Source organism: Plantactinospora sp. GCM10030261 (assembly GCF_042666615.1).
In the GTDB taxonomy this organism is placed as follows: domain Bacteria; phylum Actinomycetota; class Actinomycetes; order Mycobacteriales; family Micromonosporaceae; genus KBS50.
This window is the reverse complement of sequence record NZ_JBHTDD010000008.1, coordinates 167,851-194,139: the sequence shown is the minus strand read 5'-3', so window position 1 is coordinate 194,139 and position 26,289 is coordinate 167,851. Positions and strand designations below refer to the sequence as shown.

At 69.1% G+C, this 26,289-nt stretch carries 27 protein-coding genes; 14 read left to right on the top strand and 13 right to left on the bottom strand.

The window, feature by feature from the left end; translation table 11 throughout:
• Positions 1–18: 18 nt before the first annotated feature.
• The 3 genes from ACFQUZ_RS12655 to ACFQUZ_RS12645 all read right to left on the bottom strand — a co-directional run bounded on the left by ACFQUZ_RS12655 (position 19) and on the right by ACFQUZ_RS12645 (position 4,754).
• Positions 19–999, bottom strand: coding sequence for a nucleotidyltransferase family protein (locus ACFQUZ_RS12655; protein WP_377441480.1), 981 nt, complete (start codon positions 997–999; stop codon positions 19–21).
• Positions 996–1,859 carry a hypothetical protein gene (locus ACFQUZ_RS12650; protein WP_377441478.1) on the bottom strand — a complete coding sequence of 288 codons (864 nt, stop codon included), beginning with the start codon at positions 1,857–1,859 and terminating at the stop codon, positions 996–998. Before ACFQUZ_RS12650 ends, ACFQUZ_RS12655 begins: the two co-directional genes overlap by 4 nt.
• A gap of 147 nt (positions 1,860–2,006) precedes the next feature.
• Positions 2,007–4,754, bottom strand: coding sequence for a fibronectin type III domain-containing protein (locus ACFQUZ_RS12645; RefSeq protein ID WP_377441476.1), 2,748 nt, complete (start codon positions 4,752–4,754; stop codon positions 2,007–2,009).
• Positions 4,755–5,154: 400 nt separating this feature from the next.
• Here ACFQUZ_RS12645 and ACFQUZ_RS12640 point away from each other — a divergent pair, with 400 nt between their 5' ends.
• From ACFQUZ_RS12640 to ACFQUZ_RS12630, 3 genes are read left to right on the top strand one after another with little or no spacing between them, the layout of a single operon-like run.
• On the top strand, positions 5,155–6,501 hold the full coding sequence (locus tag ACFQUZ_RS12640; RefSeq protein ID WP_377441474.1) for an MFS transporter: 1,347 nt from the start codon (positions 5,155–5,157) through the stop codon (positions 6,499–6,501).
• A 10-nt stretch (positions 6,502–6,511) separates the two neighbouring features.
• Positions 6,512–6,961, top strand: a complete 450-nt coding sequence (locus ACFQUZ_RS12635) for a GNAT family N-acetyltransferase (protein WP_377441472.1) — start codon at positions 6,512–6,514, stop codon at positions 6,959–6,961.
• 10 nt (positions 6,962–6,971) lie between these two features.
• The gene (locus ACFQUZ_RS12630) at positions 6,972–7,430 is read left to right on the top strand and encodes a GNAT family N-acetyltransferase (protein WP_377441471.1); all 459 of its coding nucleotides are present in this window, start codon (positions 6,972–6,974) and stop codon (positions 7,428–7,430) included.
• Between the two features lie 112 nt (positions 7,431–7,542).
• Here the strand turns inward: ACFQUZ_RS12630 and ACFQUZ_RS12625 are convergent, their stop codons facing one another.
• From ACFQUZ_RS12625 to ACFQUZ_RS12615, 3 genes are all read right to left on the bottom strand, one after another.
• A complete protein-coding gene (locus ACFQUZ_RS12625) occupies positions 7,543–8,769 on the bottom strand; it encodes an NAD(P)/FAD-dependent oxidoreductase (protein ID WP_377441469.1) in 1,227 nt (408 codons plus the stop codon).
• Positions 8,770–8,964: 195 nt separating this feature from the next.
• Positions 8,965–9,909: an RNA polymerase sigma factor SigJ gene (gene sigJ / locus ACFQUZ_RS12620; protein ID WP_377441467.1), complete on the bottom strand. Its 945-nt coding sequence runs from the start codon at positions 9,907–9,909 to the stop codon at positions 8,965–8,967.
• A gap of 117 nt (positions 9,910–10,026) precedes the next feature.
• Positions 10,027–11,373: a ferric reductase-like transmembrane domain-containing protein gene (locus ACFQUZ_RS12615; RefSeq protein WP_377441465.1), complete on the bottom strand. Its 1,347-nt coding sequence runs from the start codon at positions 11,371–11,373 to the stop codon at positions 10,027–10,029.
• 344 nt (positions 11,374–11,717) lie between these two features.
• On the opposite strand from ACFQUZ_RS12615, the gene ACFQUZ_RS12610 reads away from it, so the two are divergent.
• Positions 11,718–12,353 (top strand): dienelactone hydrolase family protein, encoded by a 636-nt coding sequence (locus ACFQUZ_RS12610; protein ID WP_377441463.1) that lies wholly within the window; start codon positions 11,718–11,720, stop codon positions 12,351–12,353.
• Between the two features lie 16 nt (positions 12,354–12,369).
• Here the strand turns inward: ACFQUZ_RS12610 and ACFQUZ_RS12605 are convergent, their stop codons facing one another.
• The 3 genes from ACFQUZ_RS12605 to ACFQUZ_RS12595 all read right to left on the bottom strand — a co-directional run bounded on the left by ACFQUZ_RS12605 (position 12,370) and on the right by ACFQUZ_RS12595 (position 16,006).
• Complete coding sequence (locus ACFQUZ_RS12605) at positions 12,370–13,551, bottom strand: sodium:calcium antiporter (RefSeq protein ID WP_377441461.1); 1,182 nt, start codon at positions 13,549–13,551, stop codon at positions 12,370–12,372.
• A gap of 269 nt (positions 13,552–13,820) precedes the next feature.
• On the bottom strand, positions 13,821–14,576 hold the full coding sequence (locus ACFQUZ_RS12600) for a class I SAM-dependent DNA methyltransferase (protein WP_377441459.1): 756 nt from the start codon (positions 14,574–14,576) through the stop codon (positions 13,821–13,823).
• 80 nt (positions 14,577–14,656) lie between these two features.
• Complete coding sequence (locus tag ACFQUZ_RS12595) at positions 14,657–16,006, bottom strand: DUF222 domain-containing protein (protein WP_377441457.1); 1,350 nt, start codon at positions 16,004–16,006, stop codon at positions 14,657–14,659.
• 258 nt (positions 16,007–16,264) lie between these two features.
• Between ACFQUZ_RS12595 and ACFQUZ_RS12590 the strand changes: the two genes are divergently transcribed.
• Together ACFQUZ_RS12590 and ACFQUZ_RS12585 are read left to right on the top strand one after the other, a co-directional pair.
• Positions 16,265–16,789: a hypothetical protein gene (locus tag ACFQUZ_RS12590; RefSeq protein WP_377441456.1), complete on the top strand. Its 525-nt coding sequence runs from the start codon at positions 16,265–16,267 to the stop codon at positions 16,787–16,789.
• Positions 16,790–16,901: 112 nt separating this feature from the next.
• Positions 16,902–17,531: a M15 family metallopeptidase gene (locus tag ACFQUZ_RS12585; protein ID WP_377441454.1), complete on the top strand. Its 630-nt coding sequence runs from the start codon at positions 16,902–16,904 to the stop codon at positions 17,529–17,531.
• A gap of 68 nt (positions 17,532–17,599) precedes the next feature.
• On the opposite strand, the gene ACFQUZ_RS12580 is transcribed toward ACFQUZ_RS12585, so the two are convergent.
• The gene (locus ACFQUZ_RS12580; RefSeq protein ID WP_377441452.1) at positions 17,600–18,442 is read right to left on the bottom strand and encodes an alpha/beta fold hydrolase; all 843 of its coding nucleotides are present in this window, start codon (positions 18,440–18,442) and stop codon (positions 17,600–17,602) included.
• On the opposite strand from ACFQUZ_RS12580, the gene ACFQUZ_RS12575 reads away from it, so the two are divergent.
• Together ACFQUZ_RS12575 and ACFQUZ_RS12570 are read left to right on the top strand one after the other, a co-directional pair.
• On the top strand, positions 18,431–19,549 hold the full coding sequence (locus ACFQUZ_RS12575) for a helix-turn-helix transcriptional regulator (protein ID WP_377441450.1): 1,119 nt from the start codon (positions 18,431–18,433) through the stop codon (positions 19,547–19,549). The two genes, ACFQUZ_RS12580 and ACFQUZ_RS12575, sit on opposite strands and share 12 nt — an antisense overlap.
• Positions 19,550–19,725: 176 nt before the next feature.
• Positions 19,726–20,193: a hypothetical protein gene (locus ACFQUZ_RS12570; protein WP_377441448.1), complete on the top strand. Its 468-nt coding sequence runs from the start codon at positions 19,726–19,728 to the stop codon at positions 20,191–20,193.
• 195 nt (positions 20,194–20,388) lie between these two features.
• Here the strand turns inward: ACFQUZ_RS12570 and ACFQUZ_RS12565 are convergent, their stop codons facing one another.
• The 3 genes from ACFQUZ_RS12565 to ACFQUZ_RS12555 all read right to left on the bottom strand — a co-directional run bounded on the left by ACFQUZ_RS12565 (position 20,389) and on the right by ACFQUZ_RS12555 (position 21,982).
• Complete coding sequence (locus tag ACFQUZ_RS12565; protein ID WP_216931574.1) at positions 20,389–20,646, bottom strand: Txe/YoeB family addiction module toxin; 258 nt, start codon at positions 20,644–20,646, stop codon at positions 20,389–20,391.
• On the bottom strand, positions 20,643–20,918 hold the full coding sequence (locus ACFQUZ_RS12560) for a type II toxin-antitoxin system Phd/YefM family antitoxin (protein ID WP_199757668.1): 276 nt from the start codon (positions 20,916–20,918) through the stop codon (positions 20,643–20,645). The genes ACFQUZ_RS12565 and ACFQUZ_RS12560 overlap by 4 nt, the downstream gene beginning before the upstream one ends.
• 668 nt (positions 20,919–21,586) lie before the next feature.
• Complete coding sequence (locus ACFQUZ_RS12555) at positions 21,587–21,982, bottom strand: hypothetical protein (RefSeq protein ID WP_377441447.1); 396 nt, start codon at positions 21,980–21,982, stop codon at positions 21,587–21,589.
• Positions 21,983–22,245: 263 nt separating this feature from the next.
• On the opposite strand from ACFQUZ_RS12555, the gene ACFQUZ_RS12550 reads away from it, so the two are divergent.
• The 6 genes from ACFQUZ_RS12550 to ACFQUZ_RS12525 all read left to right on the top strand — a co-directional run bounded on the left by ACFQUZ_RS12550 (position 22,246) and on the right by ACFQUZ_RS12525 (position 26,176).
• Complete coding sequence (locus tag ACFQUZ_RS12550) at positions 22,246–22,740, top strand: hypothetical protein (RefSeq protein WP_377441446.1); 495 nt, start codon at positions 22,246–22,248, stop codon at positions 22,738–22,740.
• 97 nt (positions 22,741–22,837) lie between these two features.
• Entirely contained in the window at positions 22,838–23,122 is a 285-nt protein-coding gene (locus ACFQUZ_RS12545) for a hypothetical protein (protein ID WP_377441444.1), read from the top strand.
• A 290-nt stretch (positions 23,123–23,412) separates the two neighbouring features.
• On the top strand, positions 23,413–24,261 hold the full coding sequence (locus ACFQUZ_RS12540; RefSeq protein WP_377441442.1) for a helix-turn-helix domain-containing protein: 849 nt from the start codon (positions 23,413–23,415) through the stop codon (positions 24,259–24,261).
• Positions 24,262–24,275: 14 nt separating this feature from the next.
• A complete protein-coding gene (locus ACFQUZ_RS12535; RefSeq protein ID WP_377441440.1) occupies positions 24,276–24,494 on the top strand; it encodes a DUF397 domain-containing protein in 219 nt (72 codons plus the stop codon).
• Between the two features lie 9 nt (positions 24,495–24,503).
• Complete coding sequence (locus ACFQUZ_RS12530; RefSeq protein ID WP_377441438.1) at positions 24,504–25,709, top strand: MFS transporter; 1,206 nt, start codon at positions 24,504–24,506, stop codon at positions 25,707–25,709.
• Between the two features lie 134 nt (positions 25,710–25,843).
• On the top strand, positions 25,844–26,176 hold the full coding sequence (locus ACFQUZ_RS12525; RefSeq protein WP_377441437.1) for a hypothetical protein: 333 nt from the start codon (positions 25,844–25,846) through the stop codon (positions 26,174–26,176).
• Positions 26,177–26,289 lie beyond the last annotated feature (113 nt).

The window sequence follows — 26,289 nt, the reverse complement described above, 5'->3', positions numbered from 1 at the left end:
AGCCGCTTTCCGCAGCCCTCAGGGTCGGGACGCGCGGCCGGCGGCGCGCAGTTCCCGGACCGCGCGGGGCAGTCCGATCGCGTGCCGAGCCAGCCGGACGGCGTACGCCATCAGCAGCCCGGCGGGGCCGTGCCGGGCCAGCGGGCTGAAGTAGCGCATCGCTGCGCGCGACGGCAGCAGCCGCAGCCGCAGGTGCCGCAGCCGCGCGCGGGCGCTGGGCAACTCGGTCAGTCGGGCCAGGGACAGCGCCGTCGCCGAGGACCGTTGCGCGGCGAGCCACCGGGTCGCGGCGTAGACCTCGGGCAGGCCGCCCAGTTCGGCGGCGAGCAGCCGGCCTCGTTCGGTGGTACGCAGGCCGAGCACGAACGCTTCCTGGGCGCCGCATCGGTGTGCGGCGACGGCGACGGTCCGCCAATCGTCCACGGCTGGCCAACCGTCGGCAGTGCGCAGGTCCAGAGCGAGGCGCAGGTCCATTCGCGGGTGATCAGCCTTACCGGGATCGGCCGCGTGCAGGGCGACCAGCAGCAGCGCGTGGGTCCGGTCCGGCACGAGCACGGTCCGGCCGACCAGTGGCATCTCCTCGGCGGTCGACCGGACCTCCCGCCAGAACCGTTCCGCGTCGTCGACCCCGGCGAAGCCCCGGTGCAGGTCGACCACCAGCGGCACCGGTCCGGGTGCCAGCCAGGCCCGCTCGTGGAACAGTTGGTCGTCCGGCCGGGCCCCGGCGAGGACCGGCCGGTAGTTGGCGCCGGTCAGGATCCGCTGGGCGGTGTCGAACTTGGCGGGAGCCACCAGCAGGTCGACGTCGATGTAGTGCCGTTGGGTGCCCAGCCGGCGGGCCAGACCGGCGCCCTTGAGCAGGATCGCGTCCACGCCGCGCGCGTGCAGCAGCGCGCAGGTGTCGGCGGCGAGCGTGTCCAACGCGAGACAGCGCGCCACGACCGCGATCCCGTCGGCTCGGCCCGCGCCACTCAGGCGGGCTCGGCCCGCGCCACTCACGCCGGCACCCCGGCGGCGCCGGAGATCGCGGTGTCGACGAGCCGCCGGGAGTGCGGCAACGCGGTCCAGTCGCGGGGCCTGGTGAGGTCCCATCCCGGGCGGGTGGCCAACGCGAGCAGCGCCGCCGGGTCCGACGGGTGGTCCGGCCAGAATCGCAGCGCCGCGAGCCGGGGCAGCAGGTCGACCGCACCGATCGGACACAGCTCCGGTGCCGCGCCCCAGTGGAGGAAGAACCAGCCGCCGACGGGCAGCCGGTCGGGGACCGGCGGCAGCGGGATCCGCAGCCGGGTCCGGTGCCGGACCAGGGTGCCGTCGCGAGGCAGACCGGGCACCGGTTCCCGCAGGTCCAGGCAGCGCGGCCCGGCGTAGCCGACCTCGCCGTCGGAGACCAGGATGTCGTCGGCGACGATCGGCACGCTGTCCGCCGCGAGCGCCGCGAGCAGGCTGCTCTTTCCGGCGGTACGCGGGCCGAGCACCGGCCACACCAGGCCGGCGGCGACGAACGCCCCGGCATGGAAGACCTCCCGACCGGCCCACCGGTTGACCACCGTGGCGACCGAGGCGAGGTACGGGTGGGGCAGCAGGTCCGGCGGCGCCGGCGGCCCGTGGAAGGTCGCCGTGCCGGCCCGCCGGTCGAGGGTCACCCGCCGGCCGTCGGCGAGCACCCGGACACACCGGTCTCGGTCACCACGATCGCCGGCGCCGCCCTCGGCGGGCTCATCCGGTGGGGCGGCGGACCAGCGGATCCGGACGACCGGGCGATCGTCAGGCGGTCCGTCGGCGACCGGCAACTCGGGGATCCGGTCCAGGCCGCGTACCCGCAGGCCGTAGACGTTCCGGCCGGCTGGTCGTTCGGTCATCGGTGAACTGCTCCCGTCGTGGTGGCGACCCCGGTCCCTAGACACAACGTGCTACCGCCGGGACGGTGGCGCGACCGACCCGGGCGGTGCGATCGCGCCTCGCGGGCGGCACCAGCGGTGCCGCCCGCGAGGGCCGGTGGGCGAGGGTCAGCGCAGCGTGCCGCTGTCCCCGTTGAGCGACGTCGCCTTACCGGACCGGCCCGGTGTGCCGACCTTCGCCGGCGCACCGGCCTTGGCGATTGTCGGTCCCGGATCGTTGACCAGGCCGAGGGTCTCGGTGTCCCAGTAGATCCAGAACCGGCCCGGCGTGTCGATCGCGAAGGTCAGCGCGACCGCTATCGACGCCCCGGGTCGCAGGCCACCGATCGGCAGCGGCAACTCGAGCCGGGTGAACAGCCCCCCACCCGGCGGGTACGTGGCCGGGGGCTGCATCACCAGGTTGTGCACCGTGAAGGTCCGACCGTCGCTGATCGTGATCGTCTGTACCGGGGTCACCGGGTTGATCAGCCGCAGGTTGCCCTGCGTCGGTGGCAGCGGCTCAAGGGGCGGCGGGGCGCCGTTGACCTGGCTCAGCGCCTGGATCCGGAGCTGCACGAAGGTCGCCGGGAGGGTCGAGCGGTTGGTGAGCAGACGCCGGATCACCAGCCGCTGCGGCTGCCCGCCACCGGCCGGGATGACCTCCCGGTTGGGCGCCACGTTGATCGGGACGTTGGGGTCGAGGCGGGTGCTCTGCACCAGGTCGTTGGTGATGACCGGGGCCTCCTGCCAGCGCGGCGACGGGGCACCCAGGGCCGACGGCACCCCGTTGATCGGGCCGTAGGTGGTGGCCGCCAGCCGGAAGTCGACCGCGTTGTTCCGGGTGTCCTGCGGAAGGCCCAGTTCCCACTGCCGACCCCAGACGAACTGGACGAACGGCGGGCTGGTGAACGCCGGCAACGGGGTGCCGGTGTAGTAGCCGGGCACCGACCCCGCCGCGTCGACGATGGTCCCCGCGGTGTCGGGCGTCCGGATCCGGAGCCCGCCGCCGGTGCCGAGCGACGGCACCTCGACGTCCGGCTCCGCCTCACCGGCCAGCGAGAAGTTCGGCGCGGCGACCAGGAAGACCCGGCGCGGCGCCAGCGGGACGGTGGTGGCCCCGATGGTCCGGACCACGCCCCCGGGTGCCTCGATCTGGACCCCGTTCAGCGGCATTTCGATTGCGGTGTTGTTGTAGATGCCGACGTACTGGTCCAGCGGCCCGTCGATCCCGGACTGCCGGAACTGCCCGATCAGCAGCTGACCCGGCAGCGCTCGCACGTCCACCGTCACCGGGCCGGAGAACGTGACCGCGTTGGTGTTTGTGGCGATGTACTGCACCTGGAAGGTGTTGAGGCCGAAGTTCGGCATCCGCACGGCGAACGAGGCACGGTTACGCTCGACCGGGAAGTTGCCAAGCAGGCGGGTGACACCGAACGGGCCGGTGCCGAACAGGTTGACCGAGCCCTCGGCGATACCGGGTCCGATGAGCACGGTGAACGACTCCTCACCGGCGAACACGTTCGTCGGGGTGGCCGCGATCAGGGTGACGACGCTTGCCGCCTGGATGCGGATCTGGATCCCCTGGACGTCGGTCTGCCCGTTGGCGTCCGTCACCTGGATGTCGGCGCCCCAGACGCCGACCGCGCCGGCGGTCGGGATGCCGGAGATGATTCCGGTGGTCGGGGCGAGGGACACCCCGGGGGGCAGGGTGCCGCCGACGAGCGACCAGGTGAACGGGGCGGTCCCGCCGAGCACGGTGAGCGGCTGCGAGTAGGCCGCGTCCACCTCACCGAGCGCCAGGACCGGGATGACGATGTCCGGCCTCTTGTTGATCACGATGGTCGCCAGCAGCGTGCCGATCCGGCCGAAGCTGTCGGTGGCGCGGAAGATCACCGGATAGTCGCCGGCCGACCCCACGGCCGGGATGCCGCTCACCGCCCCGGTGACCGGGTCGAGGGTGATTCCCGGCGGCAACCCGCCGGGGCTGCCCGGGTCGATCGACCAGGTGAACGGCGGGGCGCCGTTCTCGCCCACGACGTTGGCCAGGTATGCGGCGCCCTCGTTGCCCGGGTTGCCGACAAACGTCACGCTCGGCGAGAGTCCGGTGGTGACCGCGAAGGAGGGCACCGACTCCGGCCCGGTGCCGGCCGCCGTGCGGGCCCTTACGGTGAACGTGTAGGTGGTCGCCGGGGTGAGGCCGGTGATCTGGCCCGAGGTGACCGCCGGCAGTGACTGCGGCGGCTCCGCGATGCCCCCGATGTACGGGGTGATCAGGTAGTTGATGACGGGGAATCCCCCGGTGTCGGCCGGTGGCCGCCAGCTCAACCGGGCCGCGGTGATGTCTGTGGCGAGTGCGATGATCTCCGGCGCGCTGGGCAGGGCGAGCAGCCGGGCCGCCGACGACGGCCTGCTTGCCGGGCCGGTGCCGACGCCGTTGGTGGCCGCCACGGTGAACGTCCACGCCCCGCTGGCCGGCGAAATCTTGATCGTCTGCGTGGTGGTCGACGCGTCGAAGTTCGCCGGCTTGGCGACCTTCTTTCCGTTACGGTACGGCTGCACGACGTACCCGGTGATCCGGCTGCCGTTCTCGGCAGGCTTCTTCCAGGAGACAACGGCGGTGCCGCCGCGCTTGCCGGCGATCGGCCGGGCCGGCGCGGCCGGCTTCTTCGCGGCCTTCACCACCTGCCTGCCCGCCTCAGCGGCGGTGGCCGAGCCGGTCGGGGCGGCCTTCGTCTTGACCGGGGCGGCGGCGGACGGCTTCGCCGGGGAGTCCCCGGGTGGCCGGGCTGATGCTGGATTGGCTACCAGGCTCGACGCGATCAGCGCGATGGCGAGCGCTGATCCGGCCAGCGCCCGGAAACGACGCGACGTTGACATACGACTCCTACCTCTTGTCGCGGAACCGCGCGTTTTCCTTCCGGTTGTGGCCGCAATTACCCGCTCGTTGTCGCTGGTCAAGGCGCCGCAGCCAGACACACGAAAGTTCCGCCGCTCCCAAATGGCGAATTTATGTCGCATTTAAAACTATTAATCTGCTTCTAAGCTCTATAGCACGCAGCCGCCCTTATCAGGCAAGCGTTTCCGCTGCTGACACGCCGTGACGGTAGGCTTGTCGCGTTCGCCTCCGGCGAACATGCGCGACGGACAGCCACGTCACCGCCCCCTGGGGCACCGACGTCATCGCCCCGTCGACTCGATGCCGGAACGCGACCGACCCGATGGCGCCACGTCGCGCCCCGGTGCGGCGCGTTCACCGCCGAGCCGACGGGTGCCCGCCGTGAACCTGACCCCCCTGCGCCACCGCGACGTCGGCCTGCTCTGGTGGGCCGGCCTGATCTCGATGACCGGCGACTGGACGCTGCGCGTCGCGCTGCCACTCGCCGTCCTCCGGCTCACCGGCTCCCCGGCGGCCGTCTCGGCGGTGGTCCTCGCCGGCCTGGCCGCCACGCTGATCATCGGCCCGGTCGCCGGCGGGTACGTCGACCGGTGGGACCGCCGCCGGGTGCTCGTCGCGGTCTACGCCCTCCAGGTCGGGGCGCTGCTGCCGCTGCTCGCCGTCACCTCCGCCGGCCGGGTGTGGATCGTCGTGGCGGTCGCGTTCGTCGAGACCACCCTCGCGCAGTTCTCCGGGCCGGCCGAGAACGCGCTGCTGCCCCGTCTGGTCCCGGTCGACCAGCTCGCCGCCGCGAACGCCCTCAACAGCGCCAACAACTGGCTCGCCCGACTGGCCGGGCCGGCGCTCGGCGGGCTGGTCGCGGCCAGCGCCGGGCTCACCGGCGCGGTGCTGCTGGACGCCGCCTCGTACGCGCTGGCCGCCGTGCTGTGCGCGGCCATCCGGGGCCGACACCGGGCCGTGGTCGTGCGGCCGGCGGGCTCGCCGGGCCGCGAGCTGGCCGCCGGGGTACGTGCCGTCTGCCGGGACCGGATCGCCCGCGCCGTGCTCGTCTTCGGCACCCTCATCGGGATCGGCGAGGGGATGATGCTCACCCTGTTCGCGGTGTACGTCACCGACGCCCTGCGGGCCGGGGCCCGGGAGCTGGGTTGGCTGCTCGCCGCGCAGGCGGTCGGCGGCATCGTCGGCGCGCTGGTCGCCACCCGGGTCCGTGGGGCCGGCCGGCTGCGGCCGGTGACGCTGGCCACGTGGTGCTTCGTCCTGTTCGGGCTCGGCGACCTGGTGATCTTCAACTATCCCCGGTGGGACGCGGCGGTGTGGCCCGTCGTCGTGCTGTTCTTCCTGATCGGGATACCCGGTGCGATCGGCTATCCGGTGCTGGTCACGCTGTTCCAGCTCCGCATCCCCGACGCGCTGCGCGGACGCGGCTTCGCCGCGTTGTCGGTGAGCCAGGCGGCGGCCGGGATGCTCGGCGCTGCTCTCGCCGGGGCGCTGGGCGACCGGGTACCCGTCATGGACCTGCTCACCGCGCAGGGCGCGGGATACCTGCTGGCCGGCGTACTGCTGCGGATGCTCGCCGGCCGCGGCCCGGACACCCTCGCGGACGAGGCCCCTCGGACGCTGGCGGACGAGTCGCCCCGGGCGCCGGCGGACGAGTCGCCCCGGGCGCTGGCGGACGACCCTGAACGCGGCCGGGTCCGTCGGGACACCGCCAGCGCAAGGCTCACCTAGACTCCGCCCGATGATCGTGCGAAGGGCCAGCGCGGCAGACGCGGCGGCGCTCGCGGAACTACGCGGCGTCGACGGGGACAAGCTCAGCGCGTACGCCGACTGGGTGGTCGCCCACGCGGAGACGCACCTGCCGTTCGTCGCGGAGCTGGACGAGCAGGTGGTCGGCGCCGCCTGGCTCCTCGTCGCGCCACGGGTGCCAAGCAACGAATCGCTGGACCGGTGGTACGGCGACATCCAGTCGGTCGAGGTCCGCGCGGAGTACCGCAACCGAGGCATCGGCAGTGCCCTGATCGCCGCGATCCTGGCCGAGGCCCGTGCCCGGAGGCTGCTGCACGTGACCGTCCACTCCGGTCACCGCGCGGTCGACTTCTATCTGCGCAACGGCTTCAACCACCACCGCCGGATCCTGCTCTGGAAGCCAACCGACTCCCGATCAGACCCGCCGAGCGGCACGGGATAGCCTGCCGGCCATGTCCCCCCGACTGGAAAAGGTCACCCCGGCCAACGTGGCGGCCGCCCTCGACATCGAGGTGCGCCCCGACCAGCGGCGTCTGGTGGCGCCGGTCGCCACGTCGCTCGCCGAGGCGTACGCGCACGGCGAGACCGCCTGGCCGCGCCTGATCTACGACGGTGACCGGCTGGTCGGCTTCCTGATGGCCTTCCTCGACATCCAGTGGGAGGAGACCCGGCCGGACGACATCCGGTCCGGGCTGTGGCGGCTCAACATCGCCGCCGACCAGCAGGGCCGCGGCTACGGACGGTTCGCCGTGCGGTCGGTCGCCGACGAGGTACGCCGCCGCGGCCGGGACCGGATGTACGTCACCTGGCATCCCGGCGACGACGGCCCCGAGCGGTTCTATCAGAAGCTCGGCTTCCGCATCACCGGCGAGCACGCCGACGGCGAGACGGTAGGCGAACTGCTCCTCTAACGGCTTGCCCGTACCCCACCCCTTCGCGCCGATCTTGCACTTGGGGTTGCCTTTATGTGGCTTTATTTCGCTATGCACCAACCCGAATTGCAAGATCGACGAGAAGGAGGGGTCACAACTTCGCTATCGACCGGCGCAGGGGGAAGCGTACGTCTCCTGGCTCTGGGTTGCGCTGACCCTGCGGCGTCACGCGGCGGCGCCGGGTCGGCAGCCCGAGCGTCGGGTGGGCGACGGCCCAGGCGGCCCCCCGGCACACCAGTTCCTTGTAGCCGGCGGCGAACCGGCCGGCCAGGAAGGCGGACACCGCCCGGTCGTCGGCCGTGACGAACTGGATCAGCCCTTCCCGGCGGCCCAACGAGACGCACTGGTTGTAGTAGCGGATCGGCACCGTCGGCGGCTTCCGGCCGGTCAGCCGCGCGGCGACCGCGTCGGCGGCCTGCCACGCGGCCGGGCCTCCCGAGGCACACGACATCCGCAGCGGTTTCCCGCCGGGGCCGATGGCCAGGGCGGCGTCACCCACGGCGTACACGTCGGGGTGCGACACCGACCGCATGGTGGAGTCGACAACGATCTGGCCGCCGTCGGTGACCTCAAGAGCGGACGCCGCGGCGATCGGGTGGACCGCGAAGCCGGTGGTCCAGACCGTGACGGCGGCGGGGATGGTGTCGCCGGTGGCGGTGCTCACGTGGTCGGCCGCCACCTCGGTCACCTCGGCGTGCTCGCGCGCGGTGATGCCGAGCCGGTCGAATACCGTCCGGACGTGCGCGCGGCCACCGGGAGAGAGCCAGTCGCCGAGGCCGCCCCGGGCGGTCAGGGTGACGTCGAGATCCGGTCTTGTCTCGGCGATCTCGGTCGCCGCCTCCAGTCCGGTGAGGCCACCGCCGACCACGACCACGGCCTGCCCGGCGTCGAGGCGGGCCAGGCGCTCGCGCAGCCGCAGCGCCCCGGGCCGGCTGGCGATCTCGTACGCGTGCTCGCTCGTCCCGGGGACGCCCCGGCTGTTCCAGCCGCTGCCGAGCGCGTAGACGAGCGTGTCGTAGTCGTGTTCGTCGTCGACGCCGTTCCCGTCCGTCACGGACACCGTCCGGCGGTCCACGTCGACGCCGGTGACCCGCGCTATCCGCAGGTCGACGCCGGTGCCGGCGAACATCTCGGCCAGCGGTCGGGTCTTGAGCCGCTGACCGGTCGCCAGTTGGTGCAGCCGGACCCGCTCCACGAAGTCGGGTTCGGCGTTGACGAGGGTGATGGCGACGTCCTCCCGGCGGATCCGCCTGGCGATGCGGCCGGCGGCGATTGCTCCGGCGTAACCGGCTCCGATGACGATGACGCGATGCGGCATGGTTCCGCTCCTGTCTCTGCTGCCCCGTTCCTGAGTCGGGGGTGCTGCCACCTGACCCGGGCGGGCCGCTGGTTGCTGACAGGTCCGCGATGTGACCTACCGCACACAGCCGAACGCGCGTCAGTCTGGTGCTCGCGGTCGGTCCGGTGCTCGCGGTCGACCCGCCGTGCCCGGCCAACCGGTGCATATGGCCGATCAGAAGGCGGTGAACAGGGGTTTCCCGTGGTCGACGGTCGCCCAGTGGGCCGTCGCCCGGCGGAGCTTGTCCGGGTTGACCTGGTTGCGGACGGCGGCGATGCCGTCGACGGTTACCTCCAGGCACATGACGGCGATGACCCGACCGTCCACCACGGCCACGATCGCGGGCTCGTCGTTGGCGGTCCAGAGGTACACGTCCGGGGCGCCCCCGACCAGGTCGCGTTTGGCCTGGCCGGGCCTGAACAGGCCCCACAGGAACTTCGCCACCGCGACCGCTCCCTCGAACGCCTTGGCGCGGGCCGGGACCTTACCGCCGCCGTCCCCGATCGCGATCGCGTCGGCGGTGAGCAGGCGTACGAGCGGTTCGGTCTGGCCGGTGGAGGCGGCCGCCAGGAACTCCTCGACGACCCGCCGGGCGGCGGCCGAGTCCACCTGGGCACGGGCTCGGCCGACCGCGACGTGCTGGCGGGCACGATGGAAGAGCTGCTGGCTGGCAGCCTCGGTGATGTCGAGAATGTCGGCGATCTCCCGGTGCGGGTAGTCGAAGGCAGCCCGCAGCACGTACACCGCCCGCTCGTTCGGGGACAGCCGCTCCATCAGGGTGAGGATCGCGTACGAGACCGATTCCCGCTGCTCGGCGGTGTCCGCCGGGCCGAGCATCGGATCCCCGGCGAGCAGCGGCTCGGGCAGCCACTGGCCCACGTACGTCTCGCGGCGGGCCCGGGCGGAACCGAGCTGGTTGCGGCACACGTTTGTGAGGACCCGGGTGAGCCATGCCTCCGGCACCTCGATGGCGGGCACGTCGGCGGCCTGCCAGCGCAGGAAGGTCTCCTGCACCGCGTCCTCGGCCTCCGCCGCGGAGCCGAGCAACCGGTAGGCGATGGCCGCCAGCCGCGGCCGGGCCGCCTCGAACCGATCGACATCCCCAGCCGTCAACCCCACCCGTCAACCCTAACCACCCCCCACCCCTCTCGTCGATCTTGCACTTTGGGCTGCCTTTATGTGGTTTCTATCCTTTATGCGCCAGCCCGAATCGCAAGATCGCCGCGAGGTAGGGGGTCAGCCGCCGAGGCCGAAGCGTTCCGAGTGGACCTGGGCGCGCGGCACCCGCAGCGCCCGAAGACCGCGCAGGACCGTGTTCGTCATGGCGGGCGGACCACACACGTACACGTCCCGGTCCGCGATGTCCGGCACCAACGCGTGCAGGCTGCCCGGCTCGAACGGGGCGTTCGGCGGCGAGCCGGCGCCGGTGCGTCCGGTCAGCAGGTGCAACCGGGCTCCCCGGTCCTGGACCAGTTGTTGGATCTCGTCCAGCAGCACCGCGTTTGCTGGGGTGGCCACCCGGTAGAGCACCACGGTTGACTGAGTGGACTCCTCCAGCAGAGCCCGGATCGGGGTGATGCCGACACCGCCGGCGATCAGCACGGTGTCCCGCCGGGCCCGGGTGAGGTTGGTGAACGCGCCGTACGGGCCCTCGACGAACACCCGGCTGCCGACCGGCAGCCGGCGCAGCCCGGCGCTGGTCCTACCGACCGCCTTGGCGGTGAGCCGCAGCGACCGGCCGTCCGGCGCCGCCGACAGCGAGAACGGGTTCGCCTGGAACCAGCCGTTGTGCCCGGGAAACCGCCAGATGAAGAACTGCCCGGCCCGGGCCGGCAGCCGGTCGAGGTGCCGGCCGGTGACATAGACGGAGACCGTGTTGGGCGACTCGGGCACCACGGCGGCCACCCGGAACCGGTGGTAGACGTTGCGCCACACCGGCAGCCCGACCCGACCGACGACCAGGGCCGTGATCACCAGCGTCCACGCGGTCCACCAGTACGCGGTGGCGAAGCTGGACGCCTTGAAGGTGGTGGTCTCCTTGTACTGGTGCAGCAGACCGAGCACCAGCACCACGTACACCGCGAGGTGCAGCGCGTGCCACACCTCGTACGGCAGGCGGCGGCGGGCGTACCGGATCGAGACGGCCGCGACCGCGACGATGATGGCGGCGGCGCAGATGCCCAGCAGCGACGCCGGCACGCCGGCCAGCGCGAAGAAGGTGCCGATGATCGGATCGTCGCCCAGGGTGGCGTAGCCGACCACGACGAAGCTGGCGTGCAGCAACACCGTCCACAGCAGACCGAAGCCGACCCAGCGGTGCCACGCGGTGAGCCGGTCCATCCCGATCCGTCGGTCCAGCCAGGGCAGCCGGGCCACCAGGACGAACTGGAGCATCATCAGCAGGGCGACGTGCAGGCCGAAGAACTTGGCGACCGTGAGGATGGAGTTCTTTCCCGGCCCGGCGGCCACGAACAACGTCCACACGATGAGCACGTTGACCGCCACCACGGCCCAGAACACCACCCGGGCCAGCATGCCCTGCGGCAGCACCGTCCGGCGCAGGGCGTGACTCGTCACCGCCATGGGAACCCCTCCTGTCCGCGACCCGGCGCCGCCACCACCGCTCGCCGTACCGGAGCGGTCAGTGAGATATATGTCTGAGAGGCGGAAAAGGTTCAACGTTCCACATGATCATCTTAGCCACGAGGCGGCGACGTCCCGGCCACGGCCAGCATCGCTGGCGGTGCCGGATCCTGCCGACAGGGTTGCCCGGCTCTGAACGATCGGTCATCATCCTGGGGTTTCGTCCCCGAAATTTCGTTCCCGAAGGTTCGTCGTCAACAGTGCGGTCGCCGAGGCTCGTCGCCAACGGCGCGGTCGCCGAGGGTTCGCCGCCGAGGGTTCGCCGAGTAGGAAGCAGGGAGAGCATGGCTGAGGTGTTGCTGTTCCATCACGCGCAGGGCCAGACCTCCGGGTTCCTCGCCTTCGCCGACGAACTCCGCCGGGCCGGGCACACCGTGCACGCCCCCGACCTCTACGCGGGCCGGGTCCTCCCCACGCTGGAGGAGGGTCTCGCGTACGCCGGGCAGGTTGGCTTCGACGAGATCCGCGAACGCGGCGTCCGGGCCGCCGACGGCCTGCCCGATGCCCTCATCTACGCCGGGTTCTCGCTCGGTGTGATGCCGGCACAGCAGCTCGCGCAGACCCGACCCGGGGCCCGCGGTGCGCTGCTCTTCCACTCCTGCGTCCCGACCGGCGAGTTCGGTTCCGGCTGGCCGGCCGGCGTACCGGTCCAGATCCACGCCATGGACGCCGACCCGTTCTTCGTGGACGAGGGCGATATCGAGGCCGCCCGCGCGCTGGTCGGCGCGGTTGCCGGCTCCGGCACGACCTCGGGCCCCGGCACGGCTGCCGGCCCCGGCACGGCCTCGGGCTCGGCCGCGGAACTGTTCCTCTATCCCGGCAAGCAGCACCTGTTCGCCGACGCCAGCCTCCAGTCGTACGAGCCGGAGGCCGCGGCCCTGCTCCGCCAGCGGGTGCTCGACTTCCTCAACACGCACTGACGAACTCCGGCGCTGCTCAGCTCGGGACCAGGGCCAGACCAACGACGCCGACCGCGTAGAGCACCAGCACGGTGATCGAGTCCGGGCCCATCCGCAGCCACTGCCGGCGCGGCCGGAACACCAGCCCGACGAGGTAGACGAGGGTGAGCAGGCCACCGAGGGCGGTGAGATAGATGTCGGTGTGGTGGGCCTTCGGCAGCACCGACTGCCCGGACAGCACGGTGGCCAGCAGGAAGAGCACCGGCAGGAAGGCGTTGCCGCCGACGATGTCGCTGAACGCGAGCTGGTAGTCCCCCAGCCGGGTCGCGGCGAGCCCGGTGGTGACCTCCGGTAGCGCGGTCACCGCGGCGAGCACCGTCGCTCCGAAGACCACGCCGGACAGGCCGAGCCGGCCGAACAACACCTCGCCGGAGAGAGTGGCGAACACGCCTGCGGTCAGCGTCGCCGCCGCCCCGAGGGCGAAAACCACAGACGCCCGGCCGATCCCGGTCGTGCGCAGGCGGGCCCGCTTCGCGCGTACCGGCTGTGCCTCTTTGACCTTGCCGCCAGCGGTCGCGGCGTCACCGCCGGCGGTGGCGTCACCAGCGGCGGTGGTCTTTCCGGCGGTGGTAGTGGCGGTGTCGGCCGTGTCGGTTTCTCCGGCGGCCGTGTCGGTCTCTCCGGCAGTGGTGTCGGTCTCTCCCGCGGCCGTGGGCCAGGGCAGGCCGCGCCGGGCCCGCCGCACCAGCAACAGCCCAACGATCCAGAGCAGCGCGATCAGCACCACCCCTGGGGTGAGCCGGGCAACGATCACCGACTCGGGCAACTGCGTGGACATCACGACCACCAGCAGCATCGCCACCACCAGGGCGCACTCGATCACCAGGGTGAGGGAGGCGGCCAGGTAGGTCAGCGGCAGGCGGCGCCGCACACCGACCGCGTCCAGCAGGGCCAGCACCGCGGTCTGGATGGCGATGCCGCCGAGGATGTTGCCCACCGCGATGTCGACCCGGTGCGTCAGTGCGGCACTCGTGGTGATCGCGATTTCCGGCAGGTTGGTGGCGATGGCCAGCAGGATGGCGCCGCCGAGCGCCTCCCCGAGCCGCAGCCGCCGGGACAGCACGTCTGTGCTGTCCGACAGGACGGTGCCGGTACCCCAGATCACCGCGGCGGAGGCCAGGAAGATCACAAGCAGCAGCGGCGAGGACAGCCCGCTCACGGAAACCCGCCGGTCCGAGGCCCGCCGCCGCACATGTGGCCCATGCCGGGGACAGTACGGCGGCACCGGTCGCCGGGCGGCAGGTTCCCGAAGTTGGCCGCCGAACACCCTCTTATGTGCGACGCGGCCGGGGAACCAGGGCAGCAGGCCGCCGGTCACCGCTGGCCCGGCGGGCGTTAACCAAGACCCGGGCTAGCTGGTCGGGTACCCATGGCGTGCGGTGGCTGGTCGACCCGTGCGCCCTGGCCCCCGGTCATCTCGGGAGCGCCTCAGTCCTCATCAGCGGCATCGAGCGGCTTGCGCCACACCGACACGTGGCTTTCACTCTCCGAAGTGAACGGCTCCCCGGTCCAGTCCGCCACCCGCTGCTCCAGCGTCAGCCCGGCAAGCCGGGCCATCAGGTCACACTCGGCCGGCCAGATGTAACGGAAGTTGCTGCGGCCATAGCGGGCAGTGCCGTCGTCCAATCGGTGATAGTGGTGGGAGGTTCCCTGCTGGGTGACCATGTCGAAGATGTCGAAGCCGACGTGCTGGTCGGTCACGGCGAACGGCACCGCCGCCTGGCCCGGCGGGAACCGTCGGATCCCCGGCACCCCGAGTTCGATGACGAACCGGCCCCCGGGTGACAGGTGCCGGGCCGCGTTGCGGAAACATTGCACCTGCTCTTCCTGGGTACGCAGGTTGCCGATGCTGTTCCACACGACGTACACGAGGGAGAACCGGCCGGGCATTCTCGTCGTGGCCATGTCGCCGACGACGACCGGCAACTCCTCCGTTGACGCCTTGCGTCGCAACTGGTCCACCATCGGCTGCGACAACTCGATTCCGGACACGGCGACGCCTCGGGCGGCGAGCGGTACCGCCACCCGTCCGGTCCCGACGGCGAACTCCAACGCCGGACCGCCCTCGGCCAGGGCAGCGAGGAACGCCACCGTCGGGTCGAGCACGTCCGGCGCGAACTTCTCAGCCGCGCGTTCATCGTAATGCTCTGCGGTGTCCGCGTCCCACAGGTCGCTGCTCGTCATTCCCTGGAGCCTGCTCGACTCTCGCCGCGCGCACCAACGAATTAGCGGCGTCGACCGTGGTCGTCGTAATGTGCGGTCCCTCAACATCGTCGATGGTAGGTGTTGCGTTGGGGTCGTTGCTCTGGGTCGATCCAGGGTGGGGGGATGAAGGTGGGGTGACCGCCGGGGATGGCGTCGATGTGCCAGCCGTCGTGGTGCACGGCTTGGTGGTGGTGGCCGCAGAGCAGGACTCCGTTGTCGAGGTCGGTGTGGCCGCCGTCGGCCCAGTGGACGATGTGGTGGGCCTGCGTCCAGCGTGGTGGTCGGTCGCAGCCGGGGAAGGCGCATCCGCCGTCGCGTAAGGCCAGGGCGCGGCGGATGGCGCCGGTGAACAGGCGTCGTTGTCGGCCAAGGTCGAGGGGCTGGCCATCGCCGTTGAGGACGGCGGGCATGACGCCGGCGTCGCAGGCGAGTCGGCGGACGGTGGCGACGGAGATGGTGTCGCCGATGTCCAACTGGCCGGGGCCGAGGTTGCCGGGGCTGCCGGCGTCGTCGGGGCTGCCGGGGCTGCCGGCGTCGGGGCTGCCGGGGCTGCCGGAGTGCCCTGTTGTGCGGGTGCCGGGGCCGAGTCGGCTGGTGAGGGCTTCCCAGGTCGTGGTGACCACCAGTTGGGTGGGTTCCCCGCCGTGCTCGGGTAGGTCTCCGGTGCGCAGGGTCAGTCGGCAGATGTCGGTGAGGGCGTCGTGGCGGCGTTGGCCGGGGTTACGCACATCGTCAGGGCCCGCGGGCTTGGTGAGTGGGTCCATGGCGGTACGCAGCAGGACGGACGTTTCCACGTCCAGGAGGCCGGATAGTCGGAGTCGGCCGTCGCCGACGGAGGACAGGTGCAGGTAGCGATCACGGCGGTGGCGTTTCTCCGCCGCCTCCAGGGCTCGTCGGTGGGCGTCCTCGGCCAGGTGTGGAGCGACGTGGTCGAGGATCCGGTGGGCGAGGCGCCGCAGATCGTCGGGGTCGAACTGGTGGGCCCAGTCCAGCAGGATCCCGACGGCCTTGTCGGCCGCCTCGGCACCGGCCTCGCGTCGTACCAGGTCGACGGTGTCGATGATGACCCGGGCCTGTTCGATGCTTACCGTGCCGGTGGTGACCGCGTGTCGGATCGGGTCGGGGGCGGTGTCCCACCGCGCGGCGTCGGCCACCGCGTGCCGGGCCATCCGGCCGGTCATCCGGTGCCGGTGCCGCAACCACGCCGTAGTCGACGTGGCCCCCTCGCGGCGGGACAGGTCCCGGCCGTCGACCTCGGTCACCAAGGCGGACACCACCGCCGCCATCCGGCGGTGGGCGAGCACAGCGGCGTCCAAGGCGGCCAGCAGGTCGGTGTCGTTCAGCGTCCACGCGGTCGTGGCGAGGCAGTCTGTGACCGCCTCGCCCACTCGTGTCAACGCCTCCCGCATGCCACCGACCTTCGCACGCGTGTACGACACAACCACACTCAGTGAAGATCGCACCAACGCCATGAGCGTCAACGGAAAAGGCAGACAAAAGCCTGAGTCAGGGTGAGCGCTTGGGACGGTCGGCCGAGAATCGGTCGGGGAGCGGCGCCGGCCGGCGGGGGATGGGGCCAGACCATCGGTTCGTGGGGGCATGCGAGAGTTCGTGGGCCTCCTAAAGGTGGCCCCGGGGAAGGTGGTAGCGGTGGAACGAGCGATGCGATGACCAGCCGGGCCGGTGAAGCGTTCAGTGCCGCCAGAGCCGTGTCCGACGTCGAGGCGCTCCTCGCCGTCGACCTGCCCACCGGCGGCGTGGCGGTCAGCGAGGGAGACCCGGACACCGGAGAGTGGACCGCCACCACCGGCGATGGCTTCCGGATCAGGCCGATCTGGGAGAGCGACGCGCTCACCGGGTTGTACGGGACGGACTGGACCGACGCGGAGGAGGCCGCCGAGGAGAAGCTGGCTCTCGTCGTCCGCGAACTGGACCGCCAGTGGGGTCCCCACCGGCCGGTTTCCATGCGAGTGCCGCTCTTCCGCGACCAGGCCGGTGAACCGATGCCGGCACTGTTCCGGTCACTGTGTGACGGGGACTGCTACGGCGACCTGGCCGTGTGGGGGCCGGTATCCGCCGCGACCACCGATGGGCGGTGGATCGCGGTCTCGGTCAACCAGTGCGACGGTGACGCCCCGATGATCATGGTGGCGGTCGTCAGCGACAGCCCGATCATCGAGATCACTGACTGATCCGGAGGTTGCGAAAATGTATGGAAATCGGCTGATGCTCCGGCAACAAACGCCCTGGTGACCTGGTATCCGGGCAGCCGGCATCCCCGCTCGGTGTCCAGAAGGGATACCAGTGGAGCAGCAGTCGACCCGATCACCGAGTCCCCGGCGCCGGACCACCACGCTGACCGTCACCACCGCCGCCGTCACCGCGGTCGTCCTGTTCGCGTCCAGCGCGTGCGCCGACCAGTTCAAGTCCCGGTGGCACGGGGCTCCAGCCGGCGACGGCGGATCTGCGGCGCAAGGTAGCGGCACCGGACGCACGGCCGCCGACGGGTATGTCCCGGACGGTCAGCCCCTTTCCCCGTACGACATCGAACCGCCGGCCATCGCGAACCTCGACCCCGAGTTGCGGGCGGCGATCCAGCGCGCGGCCACCGACGCCCGTGCCGACGGGGTGACCATAATGATCAACAGTGGCTGGCGGAGCGCGCGCTACCAGCAGATGTTGCTTGACGAGGCGATCGCGACCTACGGCAGCGAGGCGGAGGCCCGCACCTGGGTCAGCACGCCCGACCGGTCGAAACACGTCACCGGGAAGGCGGTCGATGTGGGACCGACGGACGCCACCAGCTGGCTGAGCCAGCATGGTGCCGACTACGGCCTCTGTCAGGTGTACGCCAACGAGCGGTGGCACTACGAACTGTCGGTGCGACCCGGTGGCACCTGCCCGCCGCAGATCAGGGACGCGTCGACGGGCTGACGGCCGCGCCGAAGACGATCAGCCGCCCGGCGCCTGCGTTGGCATGCATGAATTTTCCTGCTGCAGTGCTACGCGGCATCCCGCTGGTTCAGCCACCTGAGAATCGCCTGGTTTGTTTCGTCCGGCTTCTCCTGCTGGATCCAGTGACCGCAATCCAGACTTACCACTTCCACGTTCGGCACGAATTCTGTAAGTCTTTCAGACCTCGCGACCGCATCACGGTCGCCGTAGATCATGAGGGTGGGTTGTCGGATGATTGGGTTCACATCCGCCAGCAGACGCCAATTGCGGTCCAGGTTTCTGTACCAATTCAAACCGCCCGTGAAACCTGTTGATTCGAAGGCGGAGACGAATACGGACAGCTCACTGTCGCTCAGGATCGGCTCACCGAGTGGGTTCTCCATTCTGGCGAGGTTGATCAACGCATTGCCCGGCTGCGGCTCCGCGATGGGCACGTCCTTCCGGTACATGTTCCGAAGGAACCGGAACGTGTTCTCCTCGAACACGGCGTCCGCGACGCCCGGCTGCCGGTTGAAGTGAACGAAATAGTAGTCGCTACCGAGCACATCCTCCATGAACTCGATCCAGGGCTTATTCCCGCGCTCGAGGTACGGCAGGCTCAGGTTGATCACCTTGCTGACCCGTTTCGGGTGCAACAGGGTCAGGCCCCAGACGACGGCCGCACCCCAGTCATGACCGACGAAGGTGGCATCGTCGTATCCGTAGTGATCGAGCAGTGCGACGAGGTCACCAGACAGGTGCGCGATGTCGTAGTCGGTGACTTCGGTCGGGCGGGACGAGTTGCCGTAGCCCCGTTGGTTCGGGACGATGACGTGGTAGCCCGCAGCCGCGAGGGCGGGCATCTGATGGCGCCAGGAGAAGGCATGCTCCGGCCAGCCGTGACAGAGCACGATCGGATTCCCCGCGTGCTGCCGGCCAGACTCGAAGACTTCGAGTTCTACACCGTTGACCGAAATGCGGGTCGGCTTGGGAAAATTGATTGTCATACCGGCATCTTGCCGACCGATACCGGTCACCCCCTGACCGGTTTTCGTGGAAGTGTTGTCGGAGTGCGAGCCGACCGGTTGATGGCCATCCTCCTGCTGCTGCAAGATCGCAAGCAGGTGACAGCAGCGGATGTCGCCCGGGAACTGGAAATCTCCGAACGCACCGCCCGCCGCGACCTCGACGCCCTGGGAATGGCCGGGGTCCCGGTGTACTCCGTGCAGGGCCGAGGCGGCGGTTGGCGCCTCGTGGGCAATTCCCGCACCGATCTGTCCGGCTTGACCGCAGGTGAGGCCCGCGCCCTCTTCCTGGTTGCCGGCCCAGCGTCATCGGCGACGCCGGCCGTGAAAGCGGCGCTGCGCAAGCTCGTCCAAGCCCTGCCCGAACCCTTCCGGGTACAGGCCAAGGCGGCAGCGTCGTCGCTGGTAATGGACCCGCAGCGGTGGGGGTCGAGCCGGGTCGAGCCCCGACCGCCGCACTTCCTCGACGAACTCCAGGACGCGGTGATCCGCGGCGTCCAGGTCCGGCTCGGCTACGTCGACCGCGAAGGCACCGAAAGCGAGCGAACCGTCCACCCGCTGGGCATCGTCGCCAAAGGCCCATCCTGGTACCTCGTCGCTGACACCGAGGCCGGTCGGCGGACCTTCCGGATCGACCGCGTTTCGTCCGTCGATCCGACCTGCGACCCCGCGCACCGGCCCGAGGACTTCGACCTCAACGACAGCTGGCGCGCGATCGCCGACGAGGTCGACCGTAAACGAACACCCCTCGAAGTCCGGGCAGTGTGCGAGCCCCAGGGGATAGGCGTGCTCCGGATGGGGTTCGGCGGTCGGCTCGAGGTGGGAGGTTCCAGGACCGACGGCCGCATCGAGGTCGTGATCCGCGGCAACGACGAACACATACTCGCTGGCGAGCTTGCCGGGCTGGTCGAATGGATCGAGGTGACCGGCCCTCCGGGTGTACGGGACCACCTGGCCTCGATCGGCAACACGCTCATCAAGCGATACGGCTGAGACCGGCACGGACTTGTACGGCAGGACGACAACCGAGGTCATCTCTCGGACCTGCCAACAAGCGCGATGGACGTGCCAGCCTTGATCTTGGGAGCAGCCGGAACCAGCGGCGCCCGGAGGGCCGTACACCTCGAATCGAGTGGATCAGCGGGGCGTGGCGCTGGCAGGCTGGCTGCGTGAGTAACCCCGACCCGGATGAGGGGCCCGGAATCGATCTCCCGTCGGCAGCCCCGACCCTGCACCTGGCAAGACGGCTGGCGCACGAGCTGGCAGATGTGGCTTCGGTGGAGATCAACAAGATGGATCGAGGACTGTCGGTGACGATCACGCCGAACAATGCCCAGGCAAGATCCTTCGGTTGGGTGGACTTCCCCGAGGAGGTCATCCTTCACGTGGGCGAAGTCGGCGGCCGGTGGGAACTGGGCAGCGGACCCGACGACATGACGTTCCTCGCCGCTGTCGCTCGCTCGGTCGTCGCTGGTCACGTTCGGGAGGTCTTCGCTCGCGGACGTTCCGTCGTGTCGGTAATGCTGGCGGATGGGTCGATCGAGACTGAGACGGGATACGAGGGACTGGTTGGCTGCCTGCCGCTCCCGTTCTGGCGGCGCTGGTCCAAGAGTATTCAGTACGCGCCGTACAGGTGACGCTTCGACTCGACCCCGCGATCGTTCCTCCGCGCCAGCGAGTACAGCTACAAACGTGCTGGTGGGCCGGAGGTACCACCATGCGAACCAACCGACGACCATCGCCGGTGACCCGCTGCCGCTGCGAAGCCTCAGTTCGCGCGTCCCGAGCCTCGGTGGCCAGACAACCGACGTTCCTGATTCCAGGACAGTCCGCTAGCGGTCAACGTAGTGGTAACGGCAGGCGATGATCTCGACGTCGTCCTTGGTGATCCTATACACCAGCCGGTGTTCGCGATCGATCCGGCGGGACCAGTAGCCGGACAGCTCGCCCCGAAGAGGCTCCGGCTTGCCGATGCCCTCGTATCCGTTGCGCATCACGTCTGCGATGAGGTCATTGATGCGCTTGACCAACTTACGATCCGTATGGCTGAGATACTGGCTCCACGCCGTGGCGGTGAAGACCAGCCTCATGCGACGTCCCGCACTGTGGCCGGGTCGATCAGATCCCTCTCGGCCGCGTCGCCCTTCTCAAGCTCCGCCATCGATCGTCGCAGAGCGGCGGCGTTGCTCGGGCTGCGCAGGAGGTACTCGGTTTCCTTCATCGACTCGTACTCCGCAAGCGGCACGATCACCACGGGATCGTGGCCTGACCGGGTCACCACCACTTCCTCCGCGTCGTTGATCACGCTGTCGAGTTCGGCGGCCAGGTTCTGCCGCAGCTGGGTGAAATTCACGGTCCGCATGACCACCTCCAGGACAAGTACAGAAAATTGTACCTCAGGTGGGCGGTCCGGCCGGGTTCGCAGGGAGGATCAATAAGTGGAGCCGAGGGGACTCGAACCCCTAAACCGATCAGGGGACATAGATCATCCGTAATCGGACGCATCGGCGCGGCCACCTGCGTAACCACCGCCAAGACCTGCCGGCGTCTGACACCAGTTATCAGTCTCGGTTGTGCCGGATCTGTGCCCGATGATCACCGCCACAGTCGCCGCCGTCTCGCCCTCAGCCATCCCGTCGGCCTTCGTCCGCACCCTGTGGAGCGGGTGGGGCCTGCCCGGTCAAGGCTGGAGCACCCTACGGCTGAACGACCTTGACCGGGCAGGCCCCACCTGCTCGGCTTTGCCCGGACGGAGGTCGTCGGGGTGGCGCCACCATCCCGGAGTGCCCGAGGCCCCGCCGGAGGCGCCCTTGCTCCGTCCCTTCCAGTCAACCGGACGGCTGCGGCTCTGACCTGCGGCCACGCCTGGCATGGACGGCCAACAATGGTCAGCGCTGGCCCCCGTTGTACGGCCTGGGTACGGCATGACCTTGGGCTCCCATGAGGGCTGATAGGGCGATGGTTGCAGCGGCACGGGTGCCGTCGGTTGCAGTACCTCGCTGATGCACTTCTCCGCACGCCGAAGATGGGCTACTTGAAGACGCCGATGACGCCGGTCACCGTGCCGATGATGAAACTCAGAGTCGCCAACTTGGCTTGGGCTCCCGTCCAGATGCCCCTGCTCTTCTCTTGCCACCCCAGCGACCACCAGTCGCGCCCGAACTTCTGCCACTTGTGCTGTCGGAGGTGGCAGCCCAGGATGAGCCCTGCCGAGTTGTTGCGACAGAACTCAACGACACCGCCGCGCCTCCGGTTGATCGCCCCACAGTAGACCGGGGCCTGGAAGAGGACGAAGAAGAGCAACAGGCCGACGAGAGCCGCGTAGATGCCTGGACCAAACGCGTTGCTGCCGAGGGACAGGAGAAGCACGGCCAGCACGCCGTAGCCCCAGAACCGCCATAGCTTCGACTTGTCGCGAGACGCCATGGACGCGAAGAGTACTGACCCGAACGCCGAACGTGAAGATCGCTCCCCGAGACTCATAGAGAGTGTCGACTTCTGGACAGTCACCTTGGGCGATTGACCAACGCCTTGCCAGCTCACTGCGCGGGTCGCTACCGGTCCGAGTCGCTCGGTAGCCGACCATGCTCGACGGGCGTACTCCTCGTGGTGTCGTCGCGGAGGTCTCTGCCCGTCCAGCATGATCACTTTCCGGGCCCGCTAGATTGCCTGGTGTAAATTGCCATCTCGTGCCCATCCTGGCTGCTGCCACCGAGCCCGTCCGTGAGCCGACCTTCTGGGAGAACGTCGGCTGCATCATGCTGTGTTCCGCCGCACTCTTCCTGTTCATTTGCTACTGGTTCGGGTTCAAGCTCGAAGCGAAGTGTCTCGTGATCGGCAAACGAACTGGGAAGCCCTGCATGAAGAACGGCAAGGTAGTCGTCGGGTGCCAAGTGCACAAGTGGCAGAAGCTTGTCGCATGGATCCGCCATCTAGGCGCGGCGAGCTGGCTCGATCGGCTGCTCTACCGGTTACACGTCGTTCCACCATCATTCGCGCCGCTGCCTGTGCCGTCTGTACATCTGCCGCCAGATGAAGCCATTCCAAGATCTACGCCCGTAGCTCCTGGAAGGAAGATGACTCTTGAGGCACGAATCGCGTTGTGGGCCTTAGCTGTTGGCAGCATCCAGACCGTCGTGGCCATCATCGCCCTTGGCGTTGCCATGTCGTCGGCCGGGAAGTAGCTTCCACGCCCACCGCCATCCCAGAGCACCGAGCGCCCCGCCGGAGACACGCTCCGACGCCGAGATCGTGTCGCATCAAGGGCCTAGATTTAGCATCATGGATGAGCCTTTCGAGACGGCACGACCGACGGTTGATGAGATTCGGACGCGCTACCCCAACGCCTACGAGCGCTGGACTGCCCTTGATGACTCTCGCCTGTTGGCCGGGTACCGGGACGGTCGCAGCATGGAGGACCTCGCCCAGGAGTTCGGTCGGCAGCCCAGCGCGATCGAGTCGAGGCTTAGCAAGCTGGCGCTGCAAGCACTACGGCCGCCCGTCACTGACGATGACTATCCGTGGGACGCCGTTTCCGAGGACCCCGAGCCACCTGATCTCTTCTAGACGGCCCGGGGTCCTCTGCTATCTGCCGTCGCGCCGCCGGCGGGGCTGAAACCGCCGGGGTGCCGCCGGCGCTTGCGCCTGGGCGGCAGGGTCCCCGAGCGGCGACCCTCTGGGTCGGCCCCTGGTCGGCGGCGCGAGCGGCCCGCGGGGCGGGCCGCCTTGATTCCGTACAGAAAGTTCTCACACGGGAAGCCCGCTGTGAGTCCCCCGTCTGATCGACTGCGTTATGCCTCGCGATATGCCTAGTGGTAGACTGAGCGCTATTCATGCACGCATGAGAGTTGGTAGCCATGAAGGTGACCGCGCAGCGTAAGCGCATCGGAGCAGAGTTGCGCCGTCTGCGTGAGATTGCCGGACTCTCGGGTGAGCGTGTGGCACAGGAATTCGACTGGTCTCAGTCGAAGGTGTCGCGGATCGAATCGGGATGGCCGTTCACGGTCAAAGACGTGACCGGTCTCCTCATGTTCTACGGCGTGTCGGCTGACCTGCGTGCCGAACTGCTGGCGGCTACGGCCCAGGACACTGGTGAGTCAACGTGGGTTCTTCAAGCTGGTGGCTATCCGCGACGGCAAGAGACCATCGCCGACATGGAGTCGGCTACGAAGCGGATACGGCACTATCAGCCGGTAGTAATCCCAGGACTGCTCCAAACGTACGACTACGCACGACTCGTTGCGAAGGCTGTAGGTGCTTCCGATCCGGAGGCCATAGCGGAAGCGCGAATGAGGCGTCAAGAAACGCTAAATGCGAAGTCGGCGCCTCGCTATGAGGCAGTGGTTGACGCTCGTGCCCTACTTCTTCGACTCGGCCATCTCGACGTTCTGAGGGATCAGATACTTGGCCTTGTCGATCGAGCAGGACATAAGCGTGTCAGCCTCCAGGTTGTGCCACTCGGTGCTGAGGTCTCCACCTTCGCCGTCGTCGGATTCAACATCTACGACTTCCAGCACAAGGACAGTCCGTCGGTTGTCTGGACGGAGTCTCCGACCGGAGACACCTACTACTCCGCACCCGATGACGTCAACCGTTACGGAGAGATTTTCAAGAAGCTTCAAGGGCTTGCTCTTTCCCCCATGGACTCGGTTGAATACTTGCAATCGTTTGCGCTCGATATCGAGCGCTACATGGGGAACGCCTGAAGGAGACGGTTGCCGTGAGCGAAGACCGACTGATCGGGGCCAGGTGGCGGAAGAGTTCCAGCAGCGGCGACGGCGGGTGCGTCGAGGTCGCGTATGCCGACGGCGTCATCGGGGTGAGAGACACCAAAGCCAACGGCGCTGGCCCGGTCCTGCTGTTCACGGAACGGGAGTGGGTGGCCTTTCTCGCCGGTGCGCAGCAAGGTGAGTTCGAGCTGAAGTCGCTGGCTGGTTAGGAGCGCGGGGTGGGGACGCAAGCGGTGGTGAAGGACTCCCGAGCTGCTCGTCGGGTTCTGCCGCTGCTTGCGTCGACCGGCATTTCTGTCACGGGCGACGGGGCTTTCATCGCGGCGGCTCCGCTCCTGGCCGTGACGCTGACCCGCGATCCGGTCGCTGTGGCGTCGGTGACGGCAGCCTTCTACATCCCCTGGCTCGTGTTCGGCCTACCGGCTGGAGCGTTGGTAGACCGCTGGCCACGGCGGACCGTCATGGTTGCTGCCGACCTTGCCCGAGCTGCTGTGTTGGCCTTCCTGGTAGCGGCTCTAGCCGCTGGCTACCTCGCGCTTCCCATACTCCTCGCCGCCGTGCTCGTGGTCGGCGTTGCACAATGTTTCTTCGACTCTGCCGCCCAAGCCAGCATCCCTGCCCTGGTCGGCCGTGACAAAGAGACCCTGACTCACGTCAACGGTCGCTACTGGGCCCTCGACACGGTGGGGCGATCCCTCCTCGGTCCACCTCTCGGTTCGCTGTCGTTCGCCGTGAACCGCGGACTGCCCTTCGTCGCTGACGCCGTGTCCTTCGTGCTGTCCGCCATGTTCGTCCGACGGCTGCCTGTCATCCCGGCGGCAGATGGACCGCATGAGCGCATCGGCACGGCGATTCGTGCTGGTCTCCGACACCTGCTGCGAACCCGTGACCTTCGCGTTCTCGCCGTCAGCATGGGCGCCTACAACTTCGGTTGGAACATGGCCATGGGGACCTTCGTCCTGTACGCGGCCGATGTGCTGTCGTTGCCATCCGCGTTTTACGGAGTCCTCCTCGCTGTAAGCGCGGTCGGTGGTGTCGTCGCCGGCTGGCGTGCCCAGTTCCTGACCCGCCGGACGTCCTACCGACAAACGATGGCGGTTGCACACCTCGTTCAAGGCGCAGCTTGGCTCGGGATCGCCTTGGCGGGCAACGTCTGGGCTACCGCCGTACTGCTCGCGGCGCTGGGTGCTGGATCCGCACTATCGAGCGTCGCCGTTGGTTCCGCTCGGCAAGCCATGACGCCAGACCATCTACTCGGCCGCGTCGTGTCAGCCTTCCGGCTGTTCGGACTCGGAGCTGCCGGGATCGGCGCCCTCGTCGGCGGTGGCATCGCCAGCGGCTTCGGCTTGACGGCCACTCTCATCGCCGCGAGTGCGGTCCTGGTGGTCGCTGGCGTTCTCACCTGGCCATACGGCCGCCGCTGACTCTCAGGTCGAGATCCATCGCGCTATCTCCTTGACGATGGCTATGCACGCGCGCATACTAGTCATGCATGCATAGATGACATGCCATCGGAGCGGCCGGTATCGGCCCTGCTCACAACAAGAAGGAGTCAGTCATGGGACGTCTGCTGTTGGACACGTCGCGGGTGTCGTACGAGGTGTCGGTGAACCCGGTGCCGAAGTTGGATCAGAACGGTCAGCAGAAGTTCGACCGGGAGACGAAGCACCCGATGTGGACGGTGCACCTGTACGCGTTGTCGGAGAACGCGGGTGAGGTCATCAACGTGACCGTCGTGTCGCCGACGATGCCGCCGGTGACGGTTCGTCAGCCGGTGATGCCGGAGGACCTGGAGGCGTTGCCGTGGGTCAACGACCGGGACGGCAAGGTCCGTTCGGGTGTGGCGTTCCGGTCCTCGGGTCTGCGTCCGTTGGACACCGCCGCCGCGTAGCTCGGGTCTCTTGACCGGCTCCGCACTTCATCAATGAAGGGTTGGACACGGGGTCGCCGTTGATTGGCGTCGTCTGCGACCCCGCGTCCTGTCAACAATTCCGTTCCCTACCG

Excerpts from the sequence above, each read along its gene's own strand:
- ACFQUZ_RS12650 (WP_377441478.1), bottom strand. The coding sequence starts at position 1,859 with ATGACCGAACGACCAGCCGGCCGGAACGTCTACGGCCTGCGGGTACGC.
- ACFQUZ_RS12645 (WP_377441476.1), bottom strand. The coding sequence starts at position 4,754 with ATGTCAACGTCGCGTCGTTTCCGGGCGCTGGCCGGATCAGCGCTCGCC.
- ACFQUZ_RS12635 (WP_377441472.1), top strand. The coding sequence starts at position 6,512 with ATGATCGTGCGAAGGGCCAGCGCGGCAGACGCGGCGGCGCTCGCGGAA.
- ACFQUZ_RS12630 (WP_377441471.1), top strand. The coding sequence starts at position 6,972 with ATGTCCCCCCGACTGGAAAAGGTCACCCCGGCCAACGTGGCGGCCGCC.
- ACFQUZ_RS12625 (WP_377441469.1), bottom strand. The coding sequence starts at position 8,769 with ATGCCGCATCGCGTCATCGTCATCGGAGCCGGTTACGCCGGAGCAATC.
- ACFQUZ_RS12615 (WP_377441465.1), bottom strand. The coding sequence starts at position 11,373 with ATGGCGGTGACGAGTCACGCCCTGCGCCGGACGGTGCTGCCGCAGGGC.
- ACFQUZ_RS12610 (WP_377441463.1), top strand. The coding sequence starts at position 11,718 with ATGGCTGAGGTGTTGCTGTTCCATCACGCGCAGGGCCAGACCTCCGGG.
- ACFQUZ_RS12600 (WP_377441459.1), bottom strand. The coding sequence starts at position 14,576 with ATGACGAGCAGCGACCTGTGGGACGCGGACACCGCAGAGCATTACGAT.
- ACFQUZ_RS12595 (WP_377441457.1), bottom strand. The coding sequence starts at position 16,006 with ATGCGGGAGGCGTTGACACGAGTGGGCGAGGCGGTCACAGACTGCCTC.
- ACFQUZ_RS12590 (WP_377441456.1), top strand. The coding sequence starts at position 16,265 with ATGACCAGCCGGGCCGGTGAAGCGTTCAGTGCCGCCAGAGCCGTGTCC.
- ACFQUZ_RS12565 (WP_216931574.1), bottom strand. The coding sequence starts at position 20,646 with ATGAGGCTGGTCTTCACCGCCACGGCGTGGAGCCAGTATCTCAGCCAT.
- ACFQUZ_RS12560 (WP_199757668.1), bottom strand. The coding sequence starts at position 20,918 with ATGCGGACCGTGAATTTCACCCAGCTGCGGCAGAACCTGGCCGCCGAA.
- ACFQUZ_RS12555 (WP_377441447.1), bottom strand. The coding sequence starts at position 21,982 with ATGGCGTCTCGCGACAAGTCGAAGCTATGGCGGTTCTGGGGCTACGGC.
- ACFQUZ_RS12545 (WP_377441444.1), top strand. The coding sequence starts at position 22,838 with ATGGATGAGCCTTTCGAGACGGCACGACCGACGGTTGATGAGATTCGG.
- ACFQUZ_RS12540 (WP_377441442.1), top strand. The coding sequence starts at position 23,413 with ATGAAGGTGACCGCGCAGCGTAAGCGCATCGGAGCAGAGTTGCGCCGT.
- ACFQUZ_RS12525 (WP_377441437.1), top strand. The coding sequence starts at position 25,844 with ATGGGACGTCTGCTGTTGGACACGTCGCGGGTGTCGTACGAGGTGTCG.